The organism is Streptosporangium vulgare, from assembly GCF_042428775.1.
In the GTDB taxonomy this organism is placed as follows: Bacteria; Actinomycetota; Actinomycetes; order Streptosporangiales; family Streptosporangiaceae; genus Streptosporangium; species Streptosporangium vulgare.
This window is the reverse complement of the sequence record NZ_JBHMBS010000007.1, coordinates 76,452-95,528: the sequence shown is the minus strand read 5'-3', so window position 1 is coordinate 95,528 and position 19,077 is coordinate 76,452. Positions and strand designations below refer to the sequence as shown.

At 70.9% G+C, this 19,077-nt stretch carries 17 protein-coding genes; 4 read left to right on the top strand and 13 right to left on the bottom strand.

All coding sequences use genetic code 11. The features are described from left to right. Positions 1–60 precede the first annotated feature (60 nt). The 12 genes from ACFFRH_RS16780 to ACFFRH_RS16725 form a co-directional block, all read right to left on the bottom strand. Positions 61–1,851: an ABC transporter substrate-binding protein gene (locus ACFFRH_RS16780; protein WP_344746273.1), complete on the bottom strand. Its 1,791-nt coding sequence runs from the start codon at positions 1,849–1,851 to the stop codon at positions 61–63. Between the two features lie 363 nt (positions 1,852–2,214). Then, positions 2,215–3,024 carry an endonuclease/exonuclease/phosphatase family protein gene (locus tag ACFFRH_RS16775; protein ID WP_386157483.1) on the bottom strand — a complete coding sequence of 270 codons (810 nt, stop codon included), beginning with the start codon at positions 3,022–3,024 and terminating at the stop codon, positions 2,215–2,217. 328 nt (positions 3,025–3,352) lie between these two features. Then, positions 3,353–5,065 carry a DEAD/DEAH box helicase gene (locus ACFFRH_RS16770; RefSeq protein WP_386157480.1) on the bottom strand — a complete coding sequence of 571 codons (1,713 nt, stop codon included), beginning with the start codon at positions 5,063–5,065 and terminating at the stop codon, positions 3,353–3,355. Positions 5,066–5,432: 367 nt separating this feature from the next. After that, entirely contained in the window at positions 5,433–5,828 is a 396-nt protein-coding gene (locus ACFFRH_RS16765) for a metal-sulfur cluster assembly factor (protein ID WP_386157477.1), read from the bottom strand. After that, positions 5,825–6,262 (bottom strand): Fe-S cluster assembly sulfur transfer protein SufU, encoded by a 438-nt coding sequence (sufU, locus tag ACFFRH_RS16760; RefSeq protein WP_386157474.1) that lies wholly within the window; start codon positions 6,260–6,262, stop codon positions 5,825–5,827. The genes ACFFRH_RS16765 and sufU overlap by 4 nt, the downstream gene beginning before the upstream one ends. A gap of 118 nt (positions 6,263–6,380) precedes the next feature. Next, positions 6,381–7,640 carry a cysteine desulfurase gene (locus tag ACFFRH_RS16755; RefSeq protein WP_386157471.1) on the bottom strand — a complete coding sequence of 420 codons (1,260 nt, stop codon included), beginning with the start codon at positions 7,638–7,640 and terminating at the stop codon, positions 6,381–6,383. Continuing rightward, positions 7,640–8,410, bottom strand: coding sequence for a Fe-S cluster assembly ATPase SufC (gene sufC, locus ACFFRH_RS16750; protein WP_386157468.1), 771 nt, complete (start codon positions 8,408–8,410; stop codon positions 7,640–7,642). The genes ACFFRH_RS16755 and sufC overlap by 1 nt, the downstream gene beginning before the upstream one ends. A 1-nt stretch (position 8,411) precedes the next feature. Continuing rightward, positions 8,412–8,729, bottom strand: a complete 318-nt coding sequence (locus ACFFRH_RS16745) for a Rieske (2Fe-2S) protein (protein WP_344747065.1) — start codon at positions 8,727–8,729, stop codon at positions 8,412–8,414. After that, positions 8,726–9,847, bottom strand: coding sequence for a Fe-S cluster assembly protein SufD (gene sufD, locus ACFFRH_RS16740; RefSeq protein WP_386157465.1), 1,122 nt, complete (start codon positions 9,845–9,847; stop codon positions 8,726–8,728). Before sufD ends, ACFFRH_RS16745 begins: the two co-directional genes overlap by 4 nt. Next, positions 9,847–11,259, bottom strand: coding sequence for a Fe-S cluster assembly protein SufB (gene sufB, locus ACFFRH_RS16735; RefSeq protein WP_350967904.1), 1,413 nt, complete (start codon positions 11,257–11,259; stop codon positions 9,847–9,849). Before sufB ends, sufD begins: the two co-directional genes overlap by 1 nt. Continuing rightward, positions 11,256–12,047 carry a helix-turn-helix transcriptional regulator gene (locus tag ACFFRH_RS16730; protein WP_386157927.1) on the bottom strand — a complete coding sequence of 264 codons (792 nt, stop codon included), beginning with the start codon at positions 12,045–12,047 and terminating at the stop codon, positions 11,256–11,258. Before ACFFRH_RS16730 ends, sufB begins: the two co-directional genes overlap by 4 nt. Positions 12,048–12,151: 104 nt before the next feature. Then, complete coding sequence (locus tag ACFFRH_RS16725; protein ID WP_344747066.1) at positions 12,152–13,384, bottom strand: multidrug effflux MFS transporter; 1,233 nt, start codon at positions 13,382–13,384, stop codon at positions 12,152–12,154. Positions 13,385–13,657: 273 nt separating this feature from the next. On the opposite strand from ACFFRH_RS16725, the gene ACFFRH_RS16720 reads away from it, so the two are divergent. The 4 genes from ACFFRH_RS16720 to ACFFRH_RS16705 all read left to right on the top strand — a co-directional run bounded on the left by ACFFRH_RS16720 (position 13,658) and on the right by ACFFRH_RS16705 (position 18,130). Then, positions 13,658–14,566, top strand: coding sequence for an ABC transporter ATP-binding protein (locus ACFFRH_RS16720; protein WP_344747067.1), 909 nt, complete (start codon positions 13,658–13,660; stop codon positions 14,564–14,566). 91 nt (positions 14,567–14,657) lie between these two features. Continuing rightward, on the top strand, positions 14,658–15,425 hold the full coding sequence (locus tag ACFFRH_RS16715) for an ABC transporter permease (RefSeq protein ID WP_344747068.1): 768 nt from the start codon (positions 14,658–14,660) through the stop codon (positions 15,423–15,425). Between the two features lie 190 nt (positions 15,426–15,615). Then, positions 15,616–17,019 (top strand): glycosyltransferase family 39 protein, encoded by a 1,404-nt coding sequence (locus ACFFRH_RS16710; protein WP_344747069.1) that lies wholly within the window; start codon positions 15,616–15,618, stop codon positions 17,017–17,019. 193 nt (positions 17,020–17,212) lie between these two features. Further along, positions 17,213–18,130, top strand: a complete 918-nt coding sequence (locus ACFFRH_RS16705; RefSeq protein WP_344747070.1) for an EamA family transporter — start codon at positions 17,213–17,215, stop codon at positions 18,128–18,130. Positions 18,131–18,335: 205 nt separating this feature from the next. Here the strand turns inward: ACFFRH_RS16705 and ACFFRH_RS16700 are convergent, their stop codons facing one another. Beyond that, positions 18,336–19,016, bottom strand: a complete 681-nt coding sequence (locus ACFFRH_RS16700; protein ID WP_344747071.1) for a GntR family transcriptional regulator — start codon at positions 19,014–19,016, stop codon at positions 18,336–18,338. Positions 19,017–19,077: the final 61 nt, after the last annotated feature.

The following is a 19,077-nucleotide window of genomic DNA, read 5'->3' as shown; positions in this document are numbered from 1 at the left end:
CTCCCGGAGCTCGGGCGGGTGGCTTCCGGGCGGCGCGGGGAGGGGGTGAGGATCGCGGGGTCAGCCTCCGGCGGGCTTCAGCTCGGTCAGGGTCAGCACCCCGCCCAGCTCCAGCCAGTTGCGCCACATGGTCGGCGGGGTCTTGGGGGTGCCCGGGGCCGAGGAGGGCCAGTTGGTCCAGACCGCGTTGCTGGTCTGCGCCCACAGGCCGTTGTACCAGAGGGGGATCACCGGCAGCTCGTCCAGCTGGATCTTCTGGATCTCCGAGGCGACCTGCTTCATGCCCTCGACGTCGTCGGCCTTCTTGCCGTCGAGATCCTGGACCAGGTCCCAGACCTTCTTGTTCTCGTAGCGGCCGAAGTTGACGGTGTTCTGCTGCTTGTTGATCGGCAGCCGGAACATGTAGTCGTAGTACATCCAGGGGGTGTTGGACAGCTGCCGCTCGTTGTTGAGCAGCAGGTCGAACTTGCCGGACGTGCGCTGGTCGACCAGCGCGTTGTAGTCGGGGAACTCGGGGGTGAGGTCGATCCCGGCGGCCTTGGCGCCCTCGGCGATGACCCGGCTCGCCTCCATCCAGTCGGTCCACCCGGCCGGGACGATGACCTTCAGCGAGGCCTTGGAGCCGTCCTTGTTCTCCACGAACCCGTCGCCGTCGCCGTCCTTGTACCCGGCGTCGGCGAGGAGCTTCTTCGCCTTCGCGGTGTCGAACGCGAAGCCCTTCTCGCTCACCACGGCCTGGTCGACGTACTTGTCCCACTGCGGCAGCAGGCCGGTCGGGCTGGACGCCTTGACCAGGTTGCCGTAGACGCCCTCGACGATCTTCTTGGTGTCGATGGAGTTGGCGAGCGCCTTGCGGAAGGCGGGGTCGTCCATCGGCTTCTTCGTGGTGTTGGGCACCAGGAAGGCGGTGTTGGCCGAGAGCATGTAGGGCGGTTCGGGATAGTAGGTCTGGACGCCGAAGTTGCCCTTGACCAGGTTGGCCACCCCGGGCAGGAAGTTGTTGCTGAGGTCCAGGCCCTTCTGCAGCAGCAGGCCCATCGCGACCTCGTTGCTGGAGTTGACGATGTCGACGACGTACTTGGGCTTGACCTCCTTGCCCAGCGCCGCCGTGGCCCACCAGCCGTCGCGCTTGACCCAGGCCATCCGGTCCTGGTCGTGGCTGTGGTAGGCGTACGGCCCGGTGCCGACCGGCTTCTCGTTGACGCCGTTCAGCACATCCTCCTCGGAGAGACCCTCCCAGATGTGCTTGGGGACGATCGCGTTGCCGTAGACCCAGTTGGCCCACTGCTGGTAGTTGGCCTCGGAGAAGGTGAACTTGACGGTGTTCGGGTCGGCCGCCTCGACCTTCTCCAGCCAGTCCCACAGGTTGGCGTAGGGGATGGTCTTCATCTTGCCGAGCTCGACCGTGAAGACCACGTCGTCGGCGGTGAAGGGCTTGCCGTCGGCCCAGGTGACGCCCTGCCTGAGCTTGAGCTCGTAGGTCTTGTCGTCCGTCCAGGTGCCGCTCTCGGCGAGCCAGGGGGTGAACTTGTCCGTCTGGGGGTCGTACAGGAACAGGGTCTCGTAGACGAGCCCCTTGGTGCCGGTGGCCGAGTCCCAGGTCCGCAGCGGGTTCCAGTTGACCGGGGGACCCCACTGGGTGCCGCTGGTGTACAGGGTCTCGTTGCGGGGGAACGCGGCGTCCGCAGCGCCCGCCCCACCCGCCCCGGCCGATGGAGCCGCTCCGCCGGAACCCTGCGGGGCCGCGCTCGGAGCTGACGGCGTGGTGGACCCTCCGCTGCACCCGGCCACGGCCGTGCAGGCCACGCATGCCGCCGCCCCGAGGATCGCGAACCTTCGTCGAATCCGCATCGACTGTCTCCTCTCCAGCATGGGAGCGCTCCCAACCGATTTAAACGCGACCGCATGCGCTTGCTGAACCGGATAAGTAACGTGACCGTAAAGTCAATGTGTCTGCACTGTCAATAGGCGGATAGACCGGTTCAGTTACAATCCCCCGGAGCCGGGCCAGAGAGGGATCACGGGAAGGCCGGCGCCCCTGGCCGACGCCCCTGGACGGCACCTCTGACCGGCGCCCCCGGGGACGTCGCCGGTCGAGCCGGGGTCACGAAGGGCGCCGTCCCCTGGCACGCCCTCGACGTCCGGCCCGGCTCACCCCCGGGGGCTCACCGCTCCCCCGGGGGTGAGCCCCCGGGGCGCCGCGCGAGGTCCCCGTCAGGGCCTGGTCAGCGTGACGAGCAGCGCGGGGTGGTCGGTGTACCTCATGGAGATGACGTCGGTGCGCTCGAAGCCCATGCTCGCCGCGAAGACGTGCTGCACGTCCCCGTCCCCTTTCCTGAAGAAGGGAGCGGAGTTGCAGTTCTGGACGTTCTGCCCGAACAGCGGCGCGTACTTCATGTTGAAGTCACCCGCCAGGAAGGTCGGCCTGGTGGCCGCGCCCCGGTCGCGCAGCATGGCGATGGCGGCCTTGCACTGCGCCATGGCGACGTTCCCCGTGGTCGACAGGTGGGTGGTGCAACCGGTCAGGTCGGAGAACTCGGCGCACACGTAGACGCGCCTCTCGCTCCCGCCGTCCTGGGTGGCGTAGACGCCCGAGAAGCTCGTCGCCCCCGTGGCGCGGAAGATGAGCCCGTTGCCGTACTCGTCCCCGTTGACACAGCGCACCGGCGTGCCGTCGGGCCGCAGCGCGGGGGCGAACACCCGGTAGCCGTCCCCCATCGAGGGGGCGAGCTGGGCCAGGTCGTCGCGGCAGATCTCGTTGAGCGTGACGACCTGCGGCTGCCTGGCGCCGATGATGTCGCGCGCCTCCTGGATGACGTTGGCCCCGTTGAAGCAGGAGGTGTTGACGCCGCTGTGACAGAGGTTGAGCTGCAGGACGCGGTAACTCTGCGCGGCGGACGCGGAGACGACGGACGCGGACACGGCGGATGCGGCGGGAACGAGGGTGGCGACTCCGGCCGTGGCCAGCGGGACGACGAGGAGGAGGCGGGCGAGAACACGGAGGCTGGACCATGAAAGGCGCATTTATCCTCTTATCTCGGAGATCCGGCACGCATCAACAGATCACACGGGCAGCCCGGCGGAGAGTGCCCGGCCCCCAGGGCATTCGAAGCGGAACAGAAATAGCGGGATATAAAGCCATAATGACGATCAGATCTAGATCGTCAACCGCATGATCCGCCGCCCCCGGACCTCGGGCCTCGATCACCGGAGGACCCGGCGAGGGCGGCACCCCGTCGACGAGCGAGCGCGGTCGCGCGAAGCCCCGGACAACGCCGAAGGGCCGGTACGGCATATGCCGTACCGGCCCTTCGGGTGTCAAGCGGCAGGACCCTCAGGCCCTACGAGATGATCAGCGGCCGTAGCGGCTGCCACCACTGCGCGGGGCGGAGCCGCGGCCGTCGGCGCGGAACTCGCCGCCGCGGAAGCCGCCGCCCTGGCGGTCGCCGCGGAACGGCTCGCGCTCGCCCGCGGGACGCTCGGAACGGTGACCGCCACCGGCCGGAGCCGGACGGTCGGCGCGGAACGGCTCGCGCCGCTCGCCACCGCGGTAGCCACCGGCGGGACGCTCGGAGCGGAAGCCACCGCCCGCCGGGCGCTCGGAACGGTAACCGCCGCCGGCCGGGCGCTCGGAGCGGTACTGACCGCCACCGGCGGCACCGGTGCCGCGGTTGTCGTCACCGAAGGAACGCTCGCGGGGCTGCTGGCCCTCGCCGTGGGCGGGACGGTCGGAGCGGAAGCGGCGCGGGCCACGCCCGCCGCCACCGTTGCCGCCGAAGCCGCCGCGGCCCTGACGCTGCTTGGCGGCCGGTGCCGAGGGCTCCCAGACCGGGATCGGCTCGCCGGTGGGCGTACGCGCGCCGGCGACCTCCTCCAGGCGCGGGTGGCCCGGGGTGGCCTTGATGCGGAACGGCTTGATGCCCGCGCGGCGGGTCATCGAGTCGGTGGAGCGACGCTCGTTGGGGAGCACCAGCGTCATGACGGTGCCCTTCTCCCCGGCGCGGGCGGTACGGCCACCGCGGTGCAGGTAGCTCTTGTGGTCCTGGGGCGGGTCGACGTGCAGCACGAGGCTGATGTTGTCGACGTGGATGCCGCGGGCCGCGACGTCCGTGCAGACCAGGACGTTGATCGTGCCTTCCTTGAACTCGGCCAGGATGCGGGTGCGCTGGTTCTGGCGCTTGCCGCCGTGCAGGCCGCCGGCCCGGATGCCGACCTGGGCGAGCTGCTTGCACAGCCGGTCGACCCCGTGCTGGGTGCGCACGAAGATGATGGTCCGGCCCTCGCGGTTGGCGATCTCGGCGGTCACCGGGAACTTGTCGTCGCGGTGCACCTCCAGCACGTGGTGCTCCATGGTGTCGACCGAGGAGGCGGCCGGGGCCATCGAGTGGGTCACCGGGTTGGTGAGGAAGCGGCGGACGAGCTTGTCGACGTCGCCGTCGAGGGTGGCGGAGAACAGCAGGCGCTGGCTGTCGGCCGGGGTCTGCTGCAGGATCGCGCTGACGACCGGGAAGAAGCCGAGGTCGCACATGTGGTCGGCCTCGTCGAGGATCGTCACCTGGACCTCGTCCAGCATGCACTCACCCTGCTGCATGAGGTCGGTCAGGCGGCCGGGGGTGGCCACGACGACCTCGACACCGCGGCGCAGCGCCTCGATCTGGCGGCCCATGGACATGCCGCCGACGACGGTCTTCATCCGCAGCGACAGGCCGCGGCCGAGCGGCTCGAGCGCGTCGGTCACCTGCATGGCGAGCTCGCGGGTCGGGACCAGGACGACGGCCAGCGGGTGGCCGGGACGGGCCTTGGCGCCGGCGATGCGGGTCATCATCGGCAGGCCGAAGGCGAGCGTCTTGCCGGAGCCGGTCTGGCCGCGGCCGAGGACGTCGTGACCGGCGAGAATGTCGGGGATCGTGGCCCGCTGGATGGGGAAGGGACTGTCGATGCCCGCACGGGAGAGACCGGTCACCAGCGGCTTCGGCAGGCCGAGGAGAGTGAACTCGGACACGCCTGCGGGGGCCTGGGAGATCTCGGTGATGTCAGTGATTTCGGGCAGAACAGCGTCAAGCATGGTCACGAAGACTCGTGCCTTTCGATAGAAGAACGGGGCACGTCACTTCTGCGAAAGGACGAGCCTGGAACGCACGGCCTGAGGCCGCGCTGGATCAACGCCCACATGGGGGCGGTAGTGCGGTGCAAGTCGAGGCGCACCGCACGGGGCGGGTCTAGCTTACCCGCACGCAGTCAAACCACGATCAAGCATACCCGGCGTTCGCAGTGCCGGGTTCGGTCGGGGCGTCCGGCATCAGCCGGTCGCTTGTCCGTCGGTTGGAGTCAACACTCCTGGCCGGGCTTTTCTTCCCGGCCTCGGGAATCCTCTCACACAATTGGGTACGGCCCGAACCCCGGGGGGTGCGAGCCGTACCCAAGACCACTTCTCAGACGTTGAAACCGAGCATCCGGAGCTGCTCACGCCCCTCGTCAGTGATCTTGTCCGGGCCCCACGGCGGGAGCCACACCCAGTTGATCTTCACGTCGGAGACCATGCCCTCCAGGGCCGAGTGCGCCTGGTCCTCGATGACGTCGGTCAGCGGGCAGGCCGCGCTGGTCAGCGTCATGTCGATGGTGGCGACCGGCAGGACGGCACCCTCGCCGCCCTCGGCCCCTTCGCCGCCCTGCTCCGCGGCGTCCAGGTGGAGCCCGTAGATCAGGCCCAGGTCGACGACGTTGATGCCGAGCTCGGGGTCCACGACGTCCTTGAGGGCCTCCATGACCTCGTCATGGGTGGTGTCCCCGTCGTACGCCGTGGTGGGGGTCTCTACTGCCTTGCTCATTCGGTGCTCCTCACGACCGCGTCCTTGTAGGCCATCCACGCCAGCAGCGCGCACTTCACCCGGGCGGGGAACTTGGCGACCCCGGCGAAGGCCACGGCGTCACCCAGCACGTCCTCGTCCGCCTCGATCTTTCCCCTGCCCTGCATGAGCCGGGTGAACTCGTCCACGACGCCGAGGCTGTCGTCGACGGTCGAGCCGGTGGCCAGCTCGTGCAGCACCGAGGCCGCGGCCTGGCTGATGGAACAGCCCTGCCCGTCGTAGGAGACGTCCTCGACCTTGCCTCCGTCGCCCAGCTTCACGCGCATGGTGATCTCGTCACCACACGTGGGGTTCACGTGATGGACCTCGGCGTCGTACGGATCGCGGAGCCCCCTCCCCTGCGGGTGCTTGTAGTGCTCCAGGATCAGCTCCTGGTACATGGACTCGGCGATCATAGGGCCGTGCTCACCTTCTCGTTCGCTGCGCCGTGCGTTCGTGCGTCGCCGCGCGCCGTGCGGCCGGCGTCTCGCGCCCGCCGTTCACCCGTCCGCCGGCTCGACTGCCCGGGCATGGCTAGGCGAACACCTTCCGCACGTGATGGAGGCCGCGGACCAGTGCGTCGATCTCGGCCGGTGTGTTGTAGAGATAGAAGGACGCCCGCGTGGTCGCGGGAATCCCGAACCTCAGGTGGAGCGGGCGGGCGCAGTGGTGCCCCACGCGCACGGCCACCCCGAAGTTGTCATCCAGAATCTGCCCGACGTCGTGCGGGTGAATCCCCTCGAGCGTGAACGAGACCGTGCCGCCCCGGTCGGTGAGGTCGAGCGGGCCGATCACCCGCAGCCCCGGGATCTCCCCCAGGGCGTCGAGCGCGTACGCGGTGAGCTCGCGCTCGTGGCGCACGACGGCGTCCATCCCGACCTCGGACAGGTAGTCGATCGCGGCACCGAGGCCGATGGCCTCGACGATGGGCGGGGTGCCCGCCTCGAACTTGTGCGGCGCGGGCGCGTAGGTCGAGTGGTCCATCCAGACCGCCTCGATCATCTCGCCGCCGCCCATGAACGGGGGCATCGCCTCGAGCAGCTCGCCGCGGGCCCACAGCACGCCGATCCCCGACGGGCCGAGGACCTTGTGGCCGGTGAAGGCGAGGAAGTCGACGCCCAGCGCGGCCACGTCCACCTTCCGGTGGGGCACCGACTGGGAGGCGTCGAGCATCATCAGCGCGCCGACCTCGCGGACCCTGGCGAGCACCGGGGCGACCGGGTTGACCGTGCCCAGCACGTTCGACTGGTGCGCGATCGAGACGATCCTCGTGCGCTCGTTGACGAGCTCGCCGAGGTTCGACAGGTCCAGGCGGCCGGAGTCGGTGACGGAGAACCACCGCAGCGTCGCGCCGGTACGCTGCGCGAGCATCTGCCACGGCACGATGTTGGAGTGGTGCTCCATCTCGGAGATGACGATCTCGTCGCCCGGGCCGAGCCGGAAGCGGGGGTCGGTGCCGATGGGGTTGCCGAAGGCGTACGCCACCAGGTTGAGCGCCTCGGAGGCGTTCTTGGTGAAGACGACCTCGTCGCGGTCGGGCGCGCCGACGAAGGCGGCGACCTTGTCGCGGGCGTCCTCGTACGCCTCGGTGGACTCCGCGCCCAGCACGTGCATGGCGCGGCCGACGTTGCTGTAGTGCATCGCCATGTGCTCGCGCATCACCTCGACCACCTGGGTCGGCTTCTGCGAGGAGTTGCCCGAGTCGAGGTAGATGAGCGGCCTGCCGCCGGGAAGCTCGCGGGACAGGACCGGGAAGTCCTTCCTGATCCTCTCCACGTCAAGGCCGGTGTCCATCAGGCCGACGCCTTCGTGTAGGCCTCGTAGCCCTCCGCCTCGAGCTTCTCGGCGAGCTCGGGGCCGCCCTGCTCCACGATCCGCCCGGCGGAGAAGACGTGGACGAAGTCCGGCTTCACGTAGCGCAGGATGCGGGTGTAGTGGGTGATGAGCAGCACGCCGGTCTCGTCGGAGCGGAAGCGGTTGATGCCCTCGGAGACCACGCGCAGCGCGTCGACGTCGAGGCCGGAGTCGGTCTCGTCGAGGACGGCGATCTTCGGCTTGAGGAGCTCCAGCTGGAGGATCTCGTGGCGCTTCTTCTCGCCGCCGGAGAAGCCCTCGTTCACGTTGCGCTGGGCGAAGGTCGCGTCGATGGACAGGGCGTCCATCCCGGACTTGAGGTCCTTGGCGAACTCGCGGAGCTTGGGGGCCTCGCCGCGGACGGAGGTGACGGCGGTGCGCAGGAAGTTGGAGACGCTGACGCCGGGGACCTCGACCGGGTACTGCATGGCGAGGAACAGGCCGGCGCGGGCGCGCTCGTCGACCGTGAGCTCCAGCAGGTCGACCCCGTCGAGCAGGACCTGGCCGCCGGTGATGGTGTATTTGGGGTGGCCCGCGATCGCGTACGCGAGCGTGGACTTGCCCGAGCCGTTGGGGCCCATGATGGCGTGGGTCTCGCCGGCTCGCACCGTCAGGTTGACGCCGCGCAGGATCTCCTTGTCGGCGACGGTGACGTGCAGGTCGCGGATCTCCAGGGTGGAACCCGAGGGAACTCGGCTCGTGTCAGACACTTTATGACTCCTTCGAGAGCGAGACGAGGACGTCGTCGCCATCGATCTTTACTCGGTATACGGGGACGGGCTTGTTGGCGGGCGGCCCGGTGGGCTTGCCCGAGCGCAGATCGAAGCACGAGCCGTGCAGCCAGCACTCCAGGGTGCCGTCGTAGACCTCTCCCTCGCTGAGCTTCACCTCGGCGTGGGAGCAGACGTCGTGCAGCGCGAAGACCTCCTCACCCTGGCGGACCAGGGCGACGGGGGTATCGCCGACCTCAAGGCCGATCACTCCCTCGTCGGGGATGTCGGCGAGCTTGCAGACCTTCTCGAACGTCACTTCTCGAGCTCCGCCTCGACCCGGGCGAGCACCCGCTCGCGAAGCTCGGGAACCTCGATCTTCTCCAGCAGCTGCGCGAAGAAGCCCCTGATGACGAGACGGCGTGCGTCCTCGAAGGGGATCCCGCGGGCCTGGAGGTAGAAGATGTGCTCGTCGTCGAGACGGCCCGAGGCGCTGGCGTGACCCGCCCCGGCGACCTCGCCGGTGAGGATCTCCAGGTTGGGCACCGAGTCGGCGCGGGCGCCGTCGGTGAGCAGCAGGTTGCGGTTGAGCTCGTAGGTGTCGGTGCCCTCGGCCTCGACCCGGATGATGACGTCGCCGATCCAGACCGCGTGGGCGTCCTGACCCTGCAGAGCGCCGCGGTAGTCGACGTTGCTGCGGCAGCCGGGCTTGGAGTGGTCGACGAGCAGGCGGTGCTCCAGGTGCTGGCCGGCGTCGACGAAGTAGAGGCCGTTCAGCTCGGCGTCGCCGCCGGGGCCGTCGTAGGAGACCGACGGGGAGAGCCTGACCAGGTCGCCGCCGAGGGTGACCACGAAGCCGCGGAAGGTCGCGTCCTTGGCCAGCAGGGCGTGGTGGTGGGAGACGTGCACGGCGTCGTCGGCCCAGTCCTGCAGGCTGACGACCTTGAGCGTGGCACCCTCGCCCACGACGAACTCGACGTTGTCGGCGTAGACGGCGCTGCCCTGGTGGTCGAGGACGACCACGGCCTCGGCCATCGGCTCCAGCCTGACGACCGTGTGGCCGTACGCGGCGCCCTGGCCGGACCCGGTGAAGGTGATCACGGTCGGCTTGGAGGCGACGGCCTCTCGCCCGACGGTGAGCACGGTGGCCTTCTCGAAGGAGGCGTAGGCCTGGGCGCTGACCCGGTCGGCGGGCACGTACGCCCTGCCGACCCGCTGGTCGTCGCGGCCGACGGTCTCCACGGTGACCTCGGGGGCGGCGTCGACGTGCACGACGACGTTCGCGGAGGCCGCGACCCCCTCGTGCAGGCCCTTGAGCCGGGAGAGCGGGGTGAAGCGCCACTCCTCCTCCCGGCCGGTCGGTACCGCGAAGTCGGCCACGTCGTACGAGGCCTTCTCGTGGAGGGTCGACAGGGGTTTTCCGGTGTCGAGACCCATCAGCCGACGGCTCCTTCCATCTGCAGCTCGATCAGGCGGTTCAGTTCCAGGGCGTACTCCATCGGGAGCTCGCGGGCGATCGGCTCGACGAAGCCCCGGACGATCATCGCCATCGCCTCGTCCTCGCCCATGCCGCGGCTCATCAGGTAGAAGAGCTGGTCGTCCGAGACCTTGGAGACGGTGGCCTCGTGCCCCATGGAGACGTCGTCCTCGCGCACGTCCACGTAGGGGTAGGTGTCGGAGCGGCTGATCTGGTCGACGAGGAGCGCGTCGCACTTGACGGTGCTGGCGCTGCCGTGGGCGCCCTCCTCGATCTGGACCAGGCCGCGGTAGGAGGTGCGGCCGCCGCCGCGGGCGACGGACTTGGAGATCACCGAGGAGCTGGTGTTGGGCGCGAGGTGCACCATCTTGGCCCCGGCGTCCTGGTGCTGGCCCTCACCGGCGAAGGCGACGCTGAGGGTCTCGCCCTTGGCGTGCTCGCCCATGAGGTAGACGGCCGGGTACTTCATGGTGACCTTGGAGCCGATGTTGCCGTCGACCCACTCCATGGTCGCGCCCTCGTACGCCACGGCGCGCTTGGTGACCAGGTTGTAGACGTTGTTCGACCAGTTCTGGATGGTCGTGTAGCGGCAGCGCGCGTTCTTCTTCACGATGATCTCCACGACCGCGCTGTGCAGCGAGTCGGAGGAGTAGATCGGCGCGGTGCAGCCCTCGACGTAGTGGACGTAGGAGCCCTCGTCGACGATGATCAGGGTCCGCTCGAACTGGCCCATGTTCTCGGTGTTGATCCGGAAGTAGGCCTGGAGCGGGATCTCCACGTTGACGTTCGGCGGCACGTAGATGAAGCTGCCGCCGCTCCAGGTGGCCGTGTTCAGCGCGGCGAACTTGTTGTCGCCGACGGGGATCACGGTCCCGAAGTACTCCTTGAAGATCTCCTCGTGCTCCTTGAGCGCGGTGTCGGTGTCGACGAAGATGACACCCTTCTCCTCAAGGTCCTCGCGGATCTTGTGGTAGACCACCTCGGACTCGTACTGGGCGGCGACGCCGGCGACCAGGCGCTGCTTCTCCGCCTCGGGGATGCCGAGCTTGTCGTAGGTGTTCTTGATGTCGTCGGGCAGGTCCTCCCAGGAGGCGGCCTGCTTCTCCGTCGAGCGCACGAAGTACTTGATGTTGTCGAAGTCGATCCCGCTGAGGTCGGAACCCCAGTTGGGCATGGGCTTCTTACCGAAAAGGCGCAGCCCCTTCAGACGAAGGTCCAGCATCCACTCCGGCTCGCTCTTCAGCGCGGAGATGTTGCGGACGACCTCTTCGGACAGGCCACGCCGGGCCGTCGCTCCCGCGGCGTCCGAGTCGGCCCAGCCGAACTTGTAATTCCCGAGGCCTTCCAGCTCCGGGCGGTCGGTGACAGTCACCTTCCGGTCTCCTTGCTCGAGGTGTCGATCGTTTCGTGGATTGCCGGCGGTGGCGCCGGATCAGGTATCGAGAGGCCGGGCTCGCGCTCTTTCGCGCCCGGCCCGGGTGTTCTGTGGGGACTCACGTGCGTGGTGCACACGCCGTCGCCGTGGGCGATGGTCGCGAGCCGCTGCACGGGGGTGCCGAGGATGCGCGCGAACGCCTCGGTCTCGGCCTCGCACAGCTGCGGGAACTCCGCGGCCACGTGCGCCACCGGGCAGTGGTGCTGGCACAGCTGCTCGCCGCCGAGGCTGGCCTTGCTCGCCGAGGCGGCGTAGCCGTCGGCCGACAACGCCTCGGCCAGGACGCGGACCCGCTGGTCGGCGGGGACCTCGCTCATCCTCGGCCTCAGGCGGTCGACCAGGCCGGCCACCTGCGACCGGGCGAACTCCGCCACGGCCTCCTCGCCCACGCGCTCGGCGAGGAAACGCAGCGCGCTCCCGGCGAGGCCGTCGTAGGCGTGCTCGAAGGCGCTGCGGCCCGCGTCGGTTATCGCGAACAGCTTGGCCGGTCGCCCGCGCCCCCGCTGGCCTCGCGGCCTGGCGGTGCGGGCCTCGGCCATCCCCTCGGCCAGCAGGGCGTCGAGATGCCTGCGGACGGCGGCGGAGGTGAGGCCGAGCCGCTCGCCGAGGGCGGCGGCGGTGACGGGCCCGTGCTCCAGGATGAGCCGGGCGACACGCGCTCGCGTGCTGCGCTCGGCGGACACGCCTGAGGGCCGCGCGGCGGCGGATCCCTCGGTGCCCTGCATCCCGGTCACGTATTTCACAACATCAGTGTGCCGTAATTGCTTCCCCACTTACAAACCCGATGTACGGTCGATCGAATGTGGTTTGTCACGCAGGTAAGCCTTACCTAACCTGGGGAAACGCTCCGCGAGGTCCCCCGCAGGCCGACGAAGGCGGCGAGCGAGGCGAGGGTGAAACCGGCCAGGACGACGGCCATCGGCAGGGCCGATCCCTCACCGCCCAGCCCCACCAGCGGGGCGGCGAGCGCGCCGAGCGCGAACTGCAGCACGCCCGTCAGCGCGGCCGCGCTCCCGGCGATCTGCTGGGGCTGGCCGGCCAGGGCGAGCGCGCCGCTGCCCGGCATGACGAAACCGGCCCCGCACATCATCACGAACAGCCCGGCGACCAGCACCGGCAGGGGCAGGTGGAACAGGGCCGTGACGAGCGCCCCGGCGGCCCCCGCCACGCTCAGGAACAGCCCGGCGAGGATCAGCCTGGCCGGGTCCAGGCGCCCGGCGAGGCGCCCGCCGATCTGCGCGGTGACGGTCAGGCCGAGCGCGTTCAGCCCGAACACCAGCGAGAAGGTCTGCGCCGAGGTGCCGTAGACGTCCTGGAGCACGAACGGCGACCCGGAGATGTAGGCGAACATGGCCGCGAAGCCCAGCCCCCCGGCCAGGGTGGCGGCCATGAAGGAGCGGTCGCGGAGCAGGTGCCAGAAGGTTGCGAGGGCGTGCCGGAGCCCGCCGCTCTCGCGCCGCCCGGCGGGCAGCGTCTCGCGTACCCCGGACAGCGCGGAGACCAGCAGCAGGAGCCCGGCGACGCTCAGCGCGACGAACACGCCCCTCCAGGAGGTGTGCTCGAGCAGCTGCGCGCCCGCGATCGGGGCCAGGATCGGCGCGAGGCCGGTCACGAGCATGAGGGTGGCGAAGATCCGGGCGATGGCCGCCCCCTCGTACAGGTCGCGGACGACCGCGCGGACGATCACCAGCGCGGCGCCGCCCGCGACGCCCTGGAGCAGGCGGAAGCCCACCAGCCCGTACGCCGACGGGGCGAAGGCGCACAGCAGGGAGGCGGCGGCGTAGGCGGCGATGCCGATCAGCAGCGGGCCGCGCCGGCCGCGCGTGTCGCTGATCGGGCCCGCGACGACCTGCCCGACGGAGAACCCGATGAGGCAGGCGGTGAGGGTGAGCTGCACCTGTGCCTGCCCGGTGCCCAGGTCGGCGGCGATGGAGGGGAAGGCGGGCAGGTACATGTCGATCGAGAGGGGACCGACCGCCGACAGCGCGCCCAGGATGAGCAGTAGCAGTGTCCTGCGCCGTGCGGTCGGCGCCACTTCCGGCTCGACGACGGCCGCGGTCATACCTGTATCCCCTTTTGGCCGCGAGCCACTTCGGTTGCGGGCCACTCGGTTGCGGGCCACCCCTCCGGTCACGGGCGATGGCGGACCCAAAGGGGCCGAAGCGTCCCAACCAACAGCTGGTCATCCAAATTCCTGTATTTTGGAAATTTCCTCAGAAAAACCTTCGAGGGACAGCCGGGCAGGTCCGGTGCCGGGCGGAAAACGGGACGGGGACGGCTCTGGACGCGTGGTCCGGGAGCGGGACCGGCGGGCGCGGTCCCTAAACTCGTGGTCATGGACTCCCCAGCCGTCGAGATCGTCGACCTGGTCAAGAGATACGGCGGGACGACCGCGATCGACGGCCTGACCTTCAACGCCGCCCGAGGCGCGGTCACCGCGGTGCTGGGCCCCAACGGGGCCGGCAAGACCTCCACCCTGGAGATCTGTGAGGGATTCCGCCGGGCCGACGGCGGCACCGTGAGGGTGCTCGGGCTCGACCCGTCGCGACCGGAACTGCGGGCCAGGGTCGGGGTGATGCTCCAGGCGGGCGGCGTTCCCCCCGCGTCCCGCTGCGGGCAGTGGCTGCGGCTGATGGCCCGCTTCCACGCCCACCCGCTCGACCCTGCGGCGCTGCTGGAGCGGCTGGGGCTGAGCGAGCACGCCCGCACCCCGTACCGCAGGCTCTCCGGCGGCCAGCAGCAGCGCGTGTCGCTGGCGGGGGCGGTCATCGGCCGTCCCGAGCTGGTCTTCCTCGACGAGCCGACCGCGGGCCTGGACCCGCAGGCCAGGCACGCCTGCTGGGAACTGGTACGGGACCTGCGCGCGAGCGGGGTCTCGGTGGTGCTCACCACCCATCACATGGACGAGGCGGAGAGGCTCTCCGACCAGATCGTGATCATCGACCGCGGCAGGGTGGTCGCCGAGGGCACGCCCTCCTCCCTCACCGGCGCCGAGCGGCAGCTGCGCTTCCGCGCCCGGCCCGGCCTCTGCCTGGACGAGCTGCTCGCCGCCCTGCCCGCCGGCAGCGCGGCCAAGGAGTCGCCGGCGGGGCACTACATCATCGAGGGGCAGGTCGCGCCCGGCCTCCTCGCCACCGTGACGACCTGGTGCGCCGCCGAGGGGGTGACCGCCGACGACCTCAGCATCGAGCGGCGCACCCTGGAGGACGTCTTCCTGGAACTGACCGGGCGTGAGCTCCGGTGACGCCCCCGAACCCCCTTCGCCCCCGCCCCGCGCGCGTCCGGGCACGGCCCGGGCCGGAGCCGGAGCGCGGGCCAGACCGCAGGAGAGCCCCATGACGACCCTGGACCTCACGCCGGCTCCCGGAGCCGCGCCGCTGGGCCGGATGGTGGCCGCCCAGACGGGCGCGGAGATCCAGGCGATGCTGCGCAACGGCGAGCAACTGCTGCTCACGATGATCATCCCGGTGCTGCTGCTCGTCGGCCTCTCCTCCGCCCCGATCCTCGACGTGGGCGGCGGCTCACGGATCGGCTTCATGACCCCCGGGGTGCTCGCGCTGGCCGTGATGTCCACGGCCTTCACCGGGCAGGCCATCGCGACGGGCTTCGAGCGCCGGTACGGCGTGCTGAAGCGACTGGGCGCGACCCCGCTGTCACGGACCGGGCTGATGCTCTCCAAGACGCTCGCGGTGGTCGCCGTGGAGGTCGTCCAGGTGGCGGTCATCTGCGCGGTGGCGCTCGCCCTGGGCTGGCAGCCCACGGGCTCGCCGCTCGCGGCGCTGCTGCTGGTCGTGCTGGGCACCGCCGCGTTCAGCGGGCTCGGCCTGCTGATGGCGGGAACGCTGCGCGCCGAGGCCACGCTCGCCGCGGCGAACCTCGTCTACCTGCTCCTGCTCGCCTGCGGCGGGGTCGCCTTCCCGCTGGCGAAGTTCCCCGAGGCGGTACGGCCGGTGCTGGAGCTGCTGCCGATCTCGGCGCTGACCGGGGGGCTCCGCGCGGTCCTGAGCGACGGTTCGGGGCTCCCGCTCGCCGCCGTGGCGACCCTCGCGGCGTGGGCGGCGGTGTCGCTCCTCCTCACCTCCCGGACGTTCCGCTGGGAGTGAGCCGGCCGGGCCCGCGCACCGGAATTCACGCGCCGGACCCATTTAACCGGAAATATCCCCACTTTCCACCTTAAAAGATCTACGAGGATGATCACCAAGATCTACCATCCTCCAAGTGATCATTACTGGAACGCGATCTTCATCCGCTCCGGCGACACGACATACGGGGCAAATCTGGCCGAGTTTGGCTATGGGGATCGTCGCCACGCTCGTCGCCGTCGCGGGTTCGTCCACGGTCTCCCAGTCGTCGGACGAGCTCGCCACCCTCAGCGCGGCCCGCCGTGGCGCCGGAGGACTCTGGGAGCTGGCCCAGCACATCGACGGGCACTTCCTGCCCTACTACGGGTTCATGCACCTGTGGCTGGAGTTCGGGCAGGCCGAGTGGTGGATGCGGCTGCCCTCGGCGCTCGCGACGGGCGCGGCCACCGCGCTCGTCGCCGACCTGGGACGCCGGCTGAGCTCGCAGCCCGCCGGACTGGCCGCCGCCGCCGTCTACGTCTTCCTGCCCTCGGTCACCTACCACGGGCAGAACGTCCGCTCCTACGCGTTCGCCGCCGCCGCCGCGGTCCTGGCCACCTGGGCGCTGTACCGGGCGATCGAGGAGCCCGGACGGCGCGGCGGCTGGTGGAGGTACGCGGCCGCCGTCGCGCTGCTGGGCTGCACGCAGGTGTTCGCGCTGCTCTCACTGGCCGCGCACCTGCTCGCGATCGCCCTGTACGGGCGGGGCGTCCTGCCCAGGGCGCTGGCCTGCATGGCCCTGGGGTGCGTCCCGGGGGCCGTCTGGGCGGTGGTCGGCTTCGCCGAGCGGCACGCGATCAGCTGGATCACCCTGCCGGGACCCGACGTGTTCCTGGCGCTGCCCAAGATGGCCGGGGGCACCGCCCTGGCGGGGTGCGCGGTGCTGGCCCTCGCGGCGGCGGTCCCGTTCCTGCGCCGGCGACACGGCACCGACCGGCTCTGGGTCGTCCTGCTGGGCGCCTGGGCGCTCCTGCCGCCCCTGCTGCTGTTCGCCCTGTCCCACCTGGTCTCGCCGGTCTACGTCGACCGCTACCTGTTCGCGACGGTGCCCGCGTACGCGCTGCTGGCCGGGATCGCGCTCGCCGCGCTGCCCCGCCTGCCCTCCGGGCTCGCGCTGGCGGGCGTCCTGGTGGCCGGCCTCCCCGGCCAGCTGGACTTCCGCGGGGAGGACGGGCACCACGAGAACTTCCCCCGGGCGGTACGGATCCTCGCGAGCGAGTCCCGGCCGGGCGACGCCCTCGTCTACGGGCGCTCCTCGCTGCGTGAGGGCTTCCTCTACTACAACGGGACACGGCACGGCGGGAAGGGGTTGCCCGACGACGTGCTGCTCGCCGGGCCCCGCCCCCTGCCGGACTCCTTCGGCTACCCGGAGCGCCCCGACGTGGCCGCCGCCGTGGCCGGGCGCGAGCGGGTCTGGGTGGTCTGGCGCGGCGGATCGGAGGCGGCCTCGCGCGTCGGCCGGGTCGCCGCCCTGGCCAGGGAGGGCTTCGTCCGGGTCAAGGCGTGGCGGACGGGCCGCGTGCCCGGTATGACCGTGGCGCTCTACACCCGCGACCCGGCGCCCGGAACCGGATAGCCCGGCGGGCCCCTCTCCCCTGCCGGCTCCCCCACCGGGCCGTCGCCTCCGCCCGGGCGTCCCTTTCCCCGACCCGTCACCTCTCACCGGGCCTCCCCGTCGCGGGGTGTCTCGCATCGCGGACGCCGCTGAAAACGAGGGTCACGATCAGTAAGGTGTCATTGCCCACTATGCACCTGGCATGAGGAGAGTCGTGACCGCCGAAGCCCTGCGGGGGCCCGCCGAGCCGTACAAGCAGAGCCCGCTCGGGCCCGGGGCACTGCTGAAGGCGGCCTCCGACGCCGTCCCGCCGTCCGGGCTGGTGATGCTGGCCATCCTGTCGGTGCAGGTGGGCGCGGGTTTCGCCAAGGATCTGTTCTCCCAGCTGCCGCCGAGCGCCGTGGTGTTCCTGCGGATCGCGACAGGCGCGCTGATCATGGGCGCGATCGCCCGCCCCCGGTTGCGCGGGCTGTCCAGGGCGGACATCGGGGCGGGGGTGGCGTTCGGCGTGACGCTGGGCGTGATGAACCTGTCGTTCTACGAGGCGCTCGCCCGGCTGCCCATGGGCATCGCGGTGGCGATCGAGTTCCTCGGCCCGCTCGGCGTCGCGGTGGCGGCCTCGCGCCGCCGCCTCGACCTGCTCTGGGTCGTGCTCGCCGGGTCGGGCGTGGTGCTGCTCGCCCCGTGGGGCACGACGGTGTCCAGGATCAGCTGGGCCGGGATCGCCTTCGCCCTGGTGGCGGCGGCCTGCTGGGCCGGCTACATCCTGCTGTCCGCCTCGGTCGGCCGGCGCTTCCCCGGAAGCACCGGCCTCTCCCTGGCGATGATCGTCTCCTGCGTGCTGGTCGCCCCCGTCGGGATCACCTCGGGCGGCACCGACCTGCTCCAGCCCGAGCTTCTGCTGATCGGGCTCGGGGTGGGCCTGCTGTCGTCGGTCATCCCCTACTCGATCGAGCTGGAGGCGCTGCGCAGGATGCCCAAGCGGGTCTTCGGCATCCTGATGAGCCTGGAGCCCGCGATGGCGGCGCTGGTCGGGCTGCTGGTGCTGGGTGAGGTGCTCCAGGTGCGGGAGTGGGCCGCCATCGGCTGCGTGGTCGTCGCCAGCGTGGGCGCCACCCGCGGCACCGGCTGACCCGCCCGCACCGGGGCGCCGGCCCCGTTCCGGCGGCGGGCGCCCATTTCTGCGGTGGGGTGCCCCCGGCCCGGCGCTTCCGGGACACCGCCGGGCCGCTCTCGCTTCCGGGACACCGCCGGGCCGCTCTCGCTTCCGGGATACCCACCGGGCCACGTTCCGGGTCGCCGCGCCTTCGCCGGTCGGGCCCGGCCGCCGGGCCGCGCTACTCGGACCGGCTGGCCCAGATGCCGCGGACGTGCCGGATGTGGGCGCGCATCAGCCGTTCGGCACCGCTCGCGTCCCCCTCGGAGAGCAGCGCGAGCAGGGTGAGGTGCTCGCGGGCGGAGTCGGCGAGGGTGCCGTGCCGGTGCAGGGAGGACAGGCCGTACAGGCGGGCCCGGTTGCGCAGGTCGCGGACCACCTCCACGAGGTGGGAGTTGCCCGCCAGGGCGAGCAGCTCCAGGTGGAAGCGGATGTCGGCGTCGACGTACGCGATCAGGTCGCCGCGCTCGGCGGCGTCGACGATCGCCTGGGCCAGCGGGCGCAGCACCTCGAAGCTCGGCGCGCGACCGGCGTCGGCCAGCTGCGCCACCGTGGGCACCTCGATGAGCCTGCGGATCTCGGTCAGCTCGTCCAGGTCCCGGTCGGACAGCTCGGTGACCCGGAAGCCCTTGTTGCGCACCGCCTCGACCAGGCCCTCCTTGGCCAGGTCGAGCATGGCCTCGCGCACCGGGGTCGCCGAGACCCCGAACTGGGCGGCGAGGACCGGGGCGGAGTAGACCATGCCGGGCCTCATCTCGCCGGTGATGAGGGCCGCCCTGAGCGCGTGGGCCACCTGCTCGCGCAGGCTCTGCCGCTCGCTCACGGCCGGCAGGTCGAGCCGGCCGTCCGCCCTAGGAGCCATACCGGAGCCTCTCGTGTCGCTCGCGTCCACGCCTGATCGGCGGAACCCGCCACCCCCACAT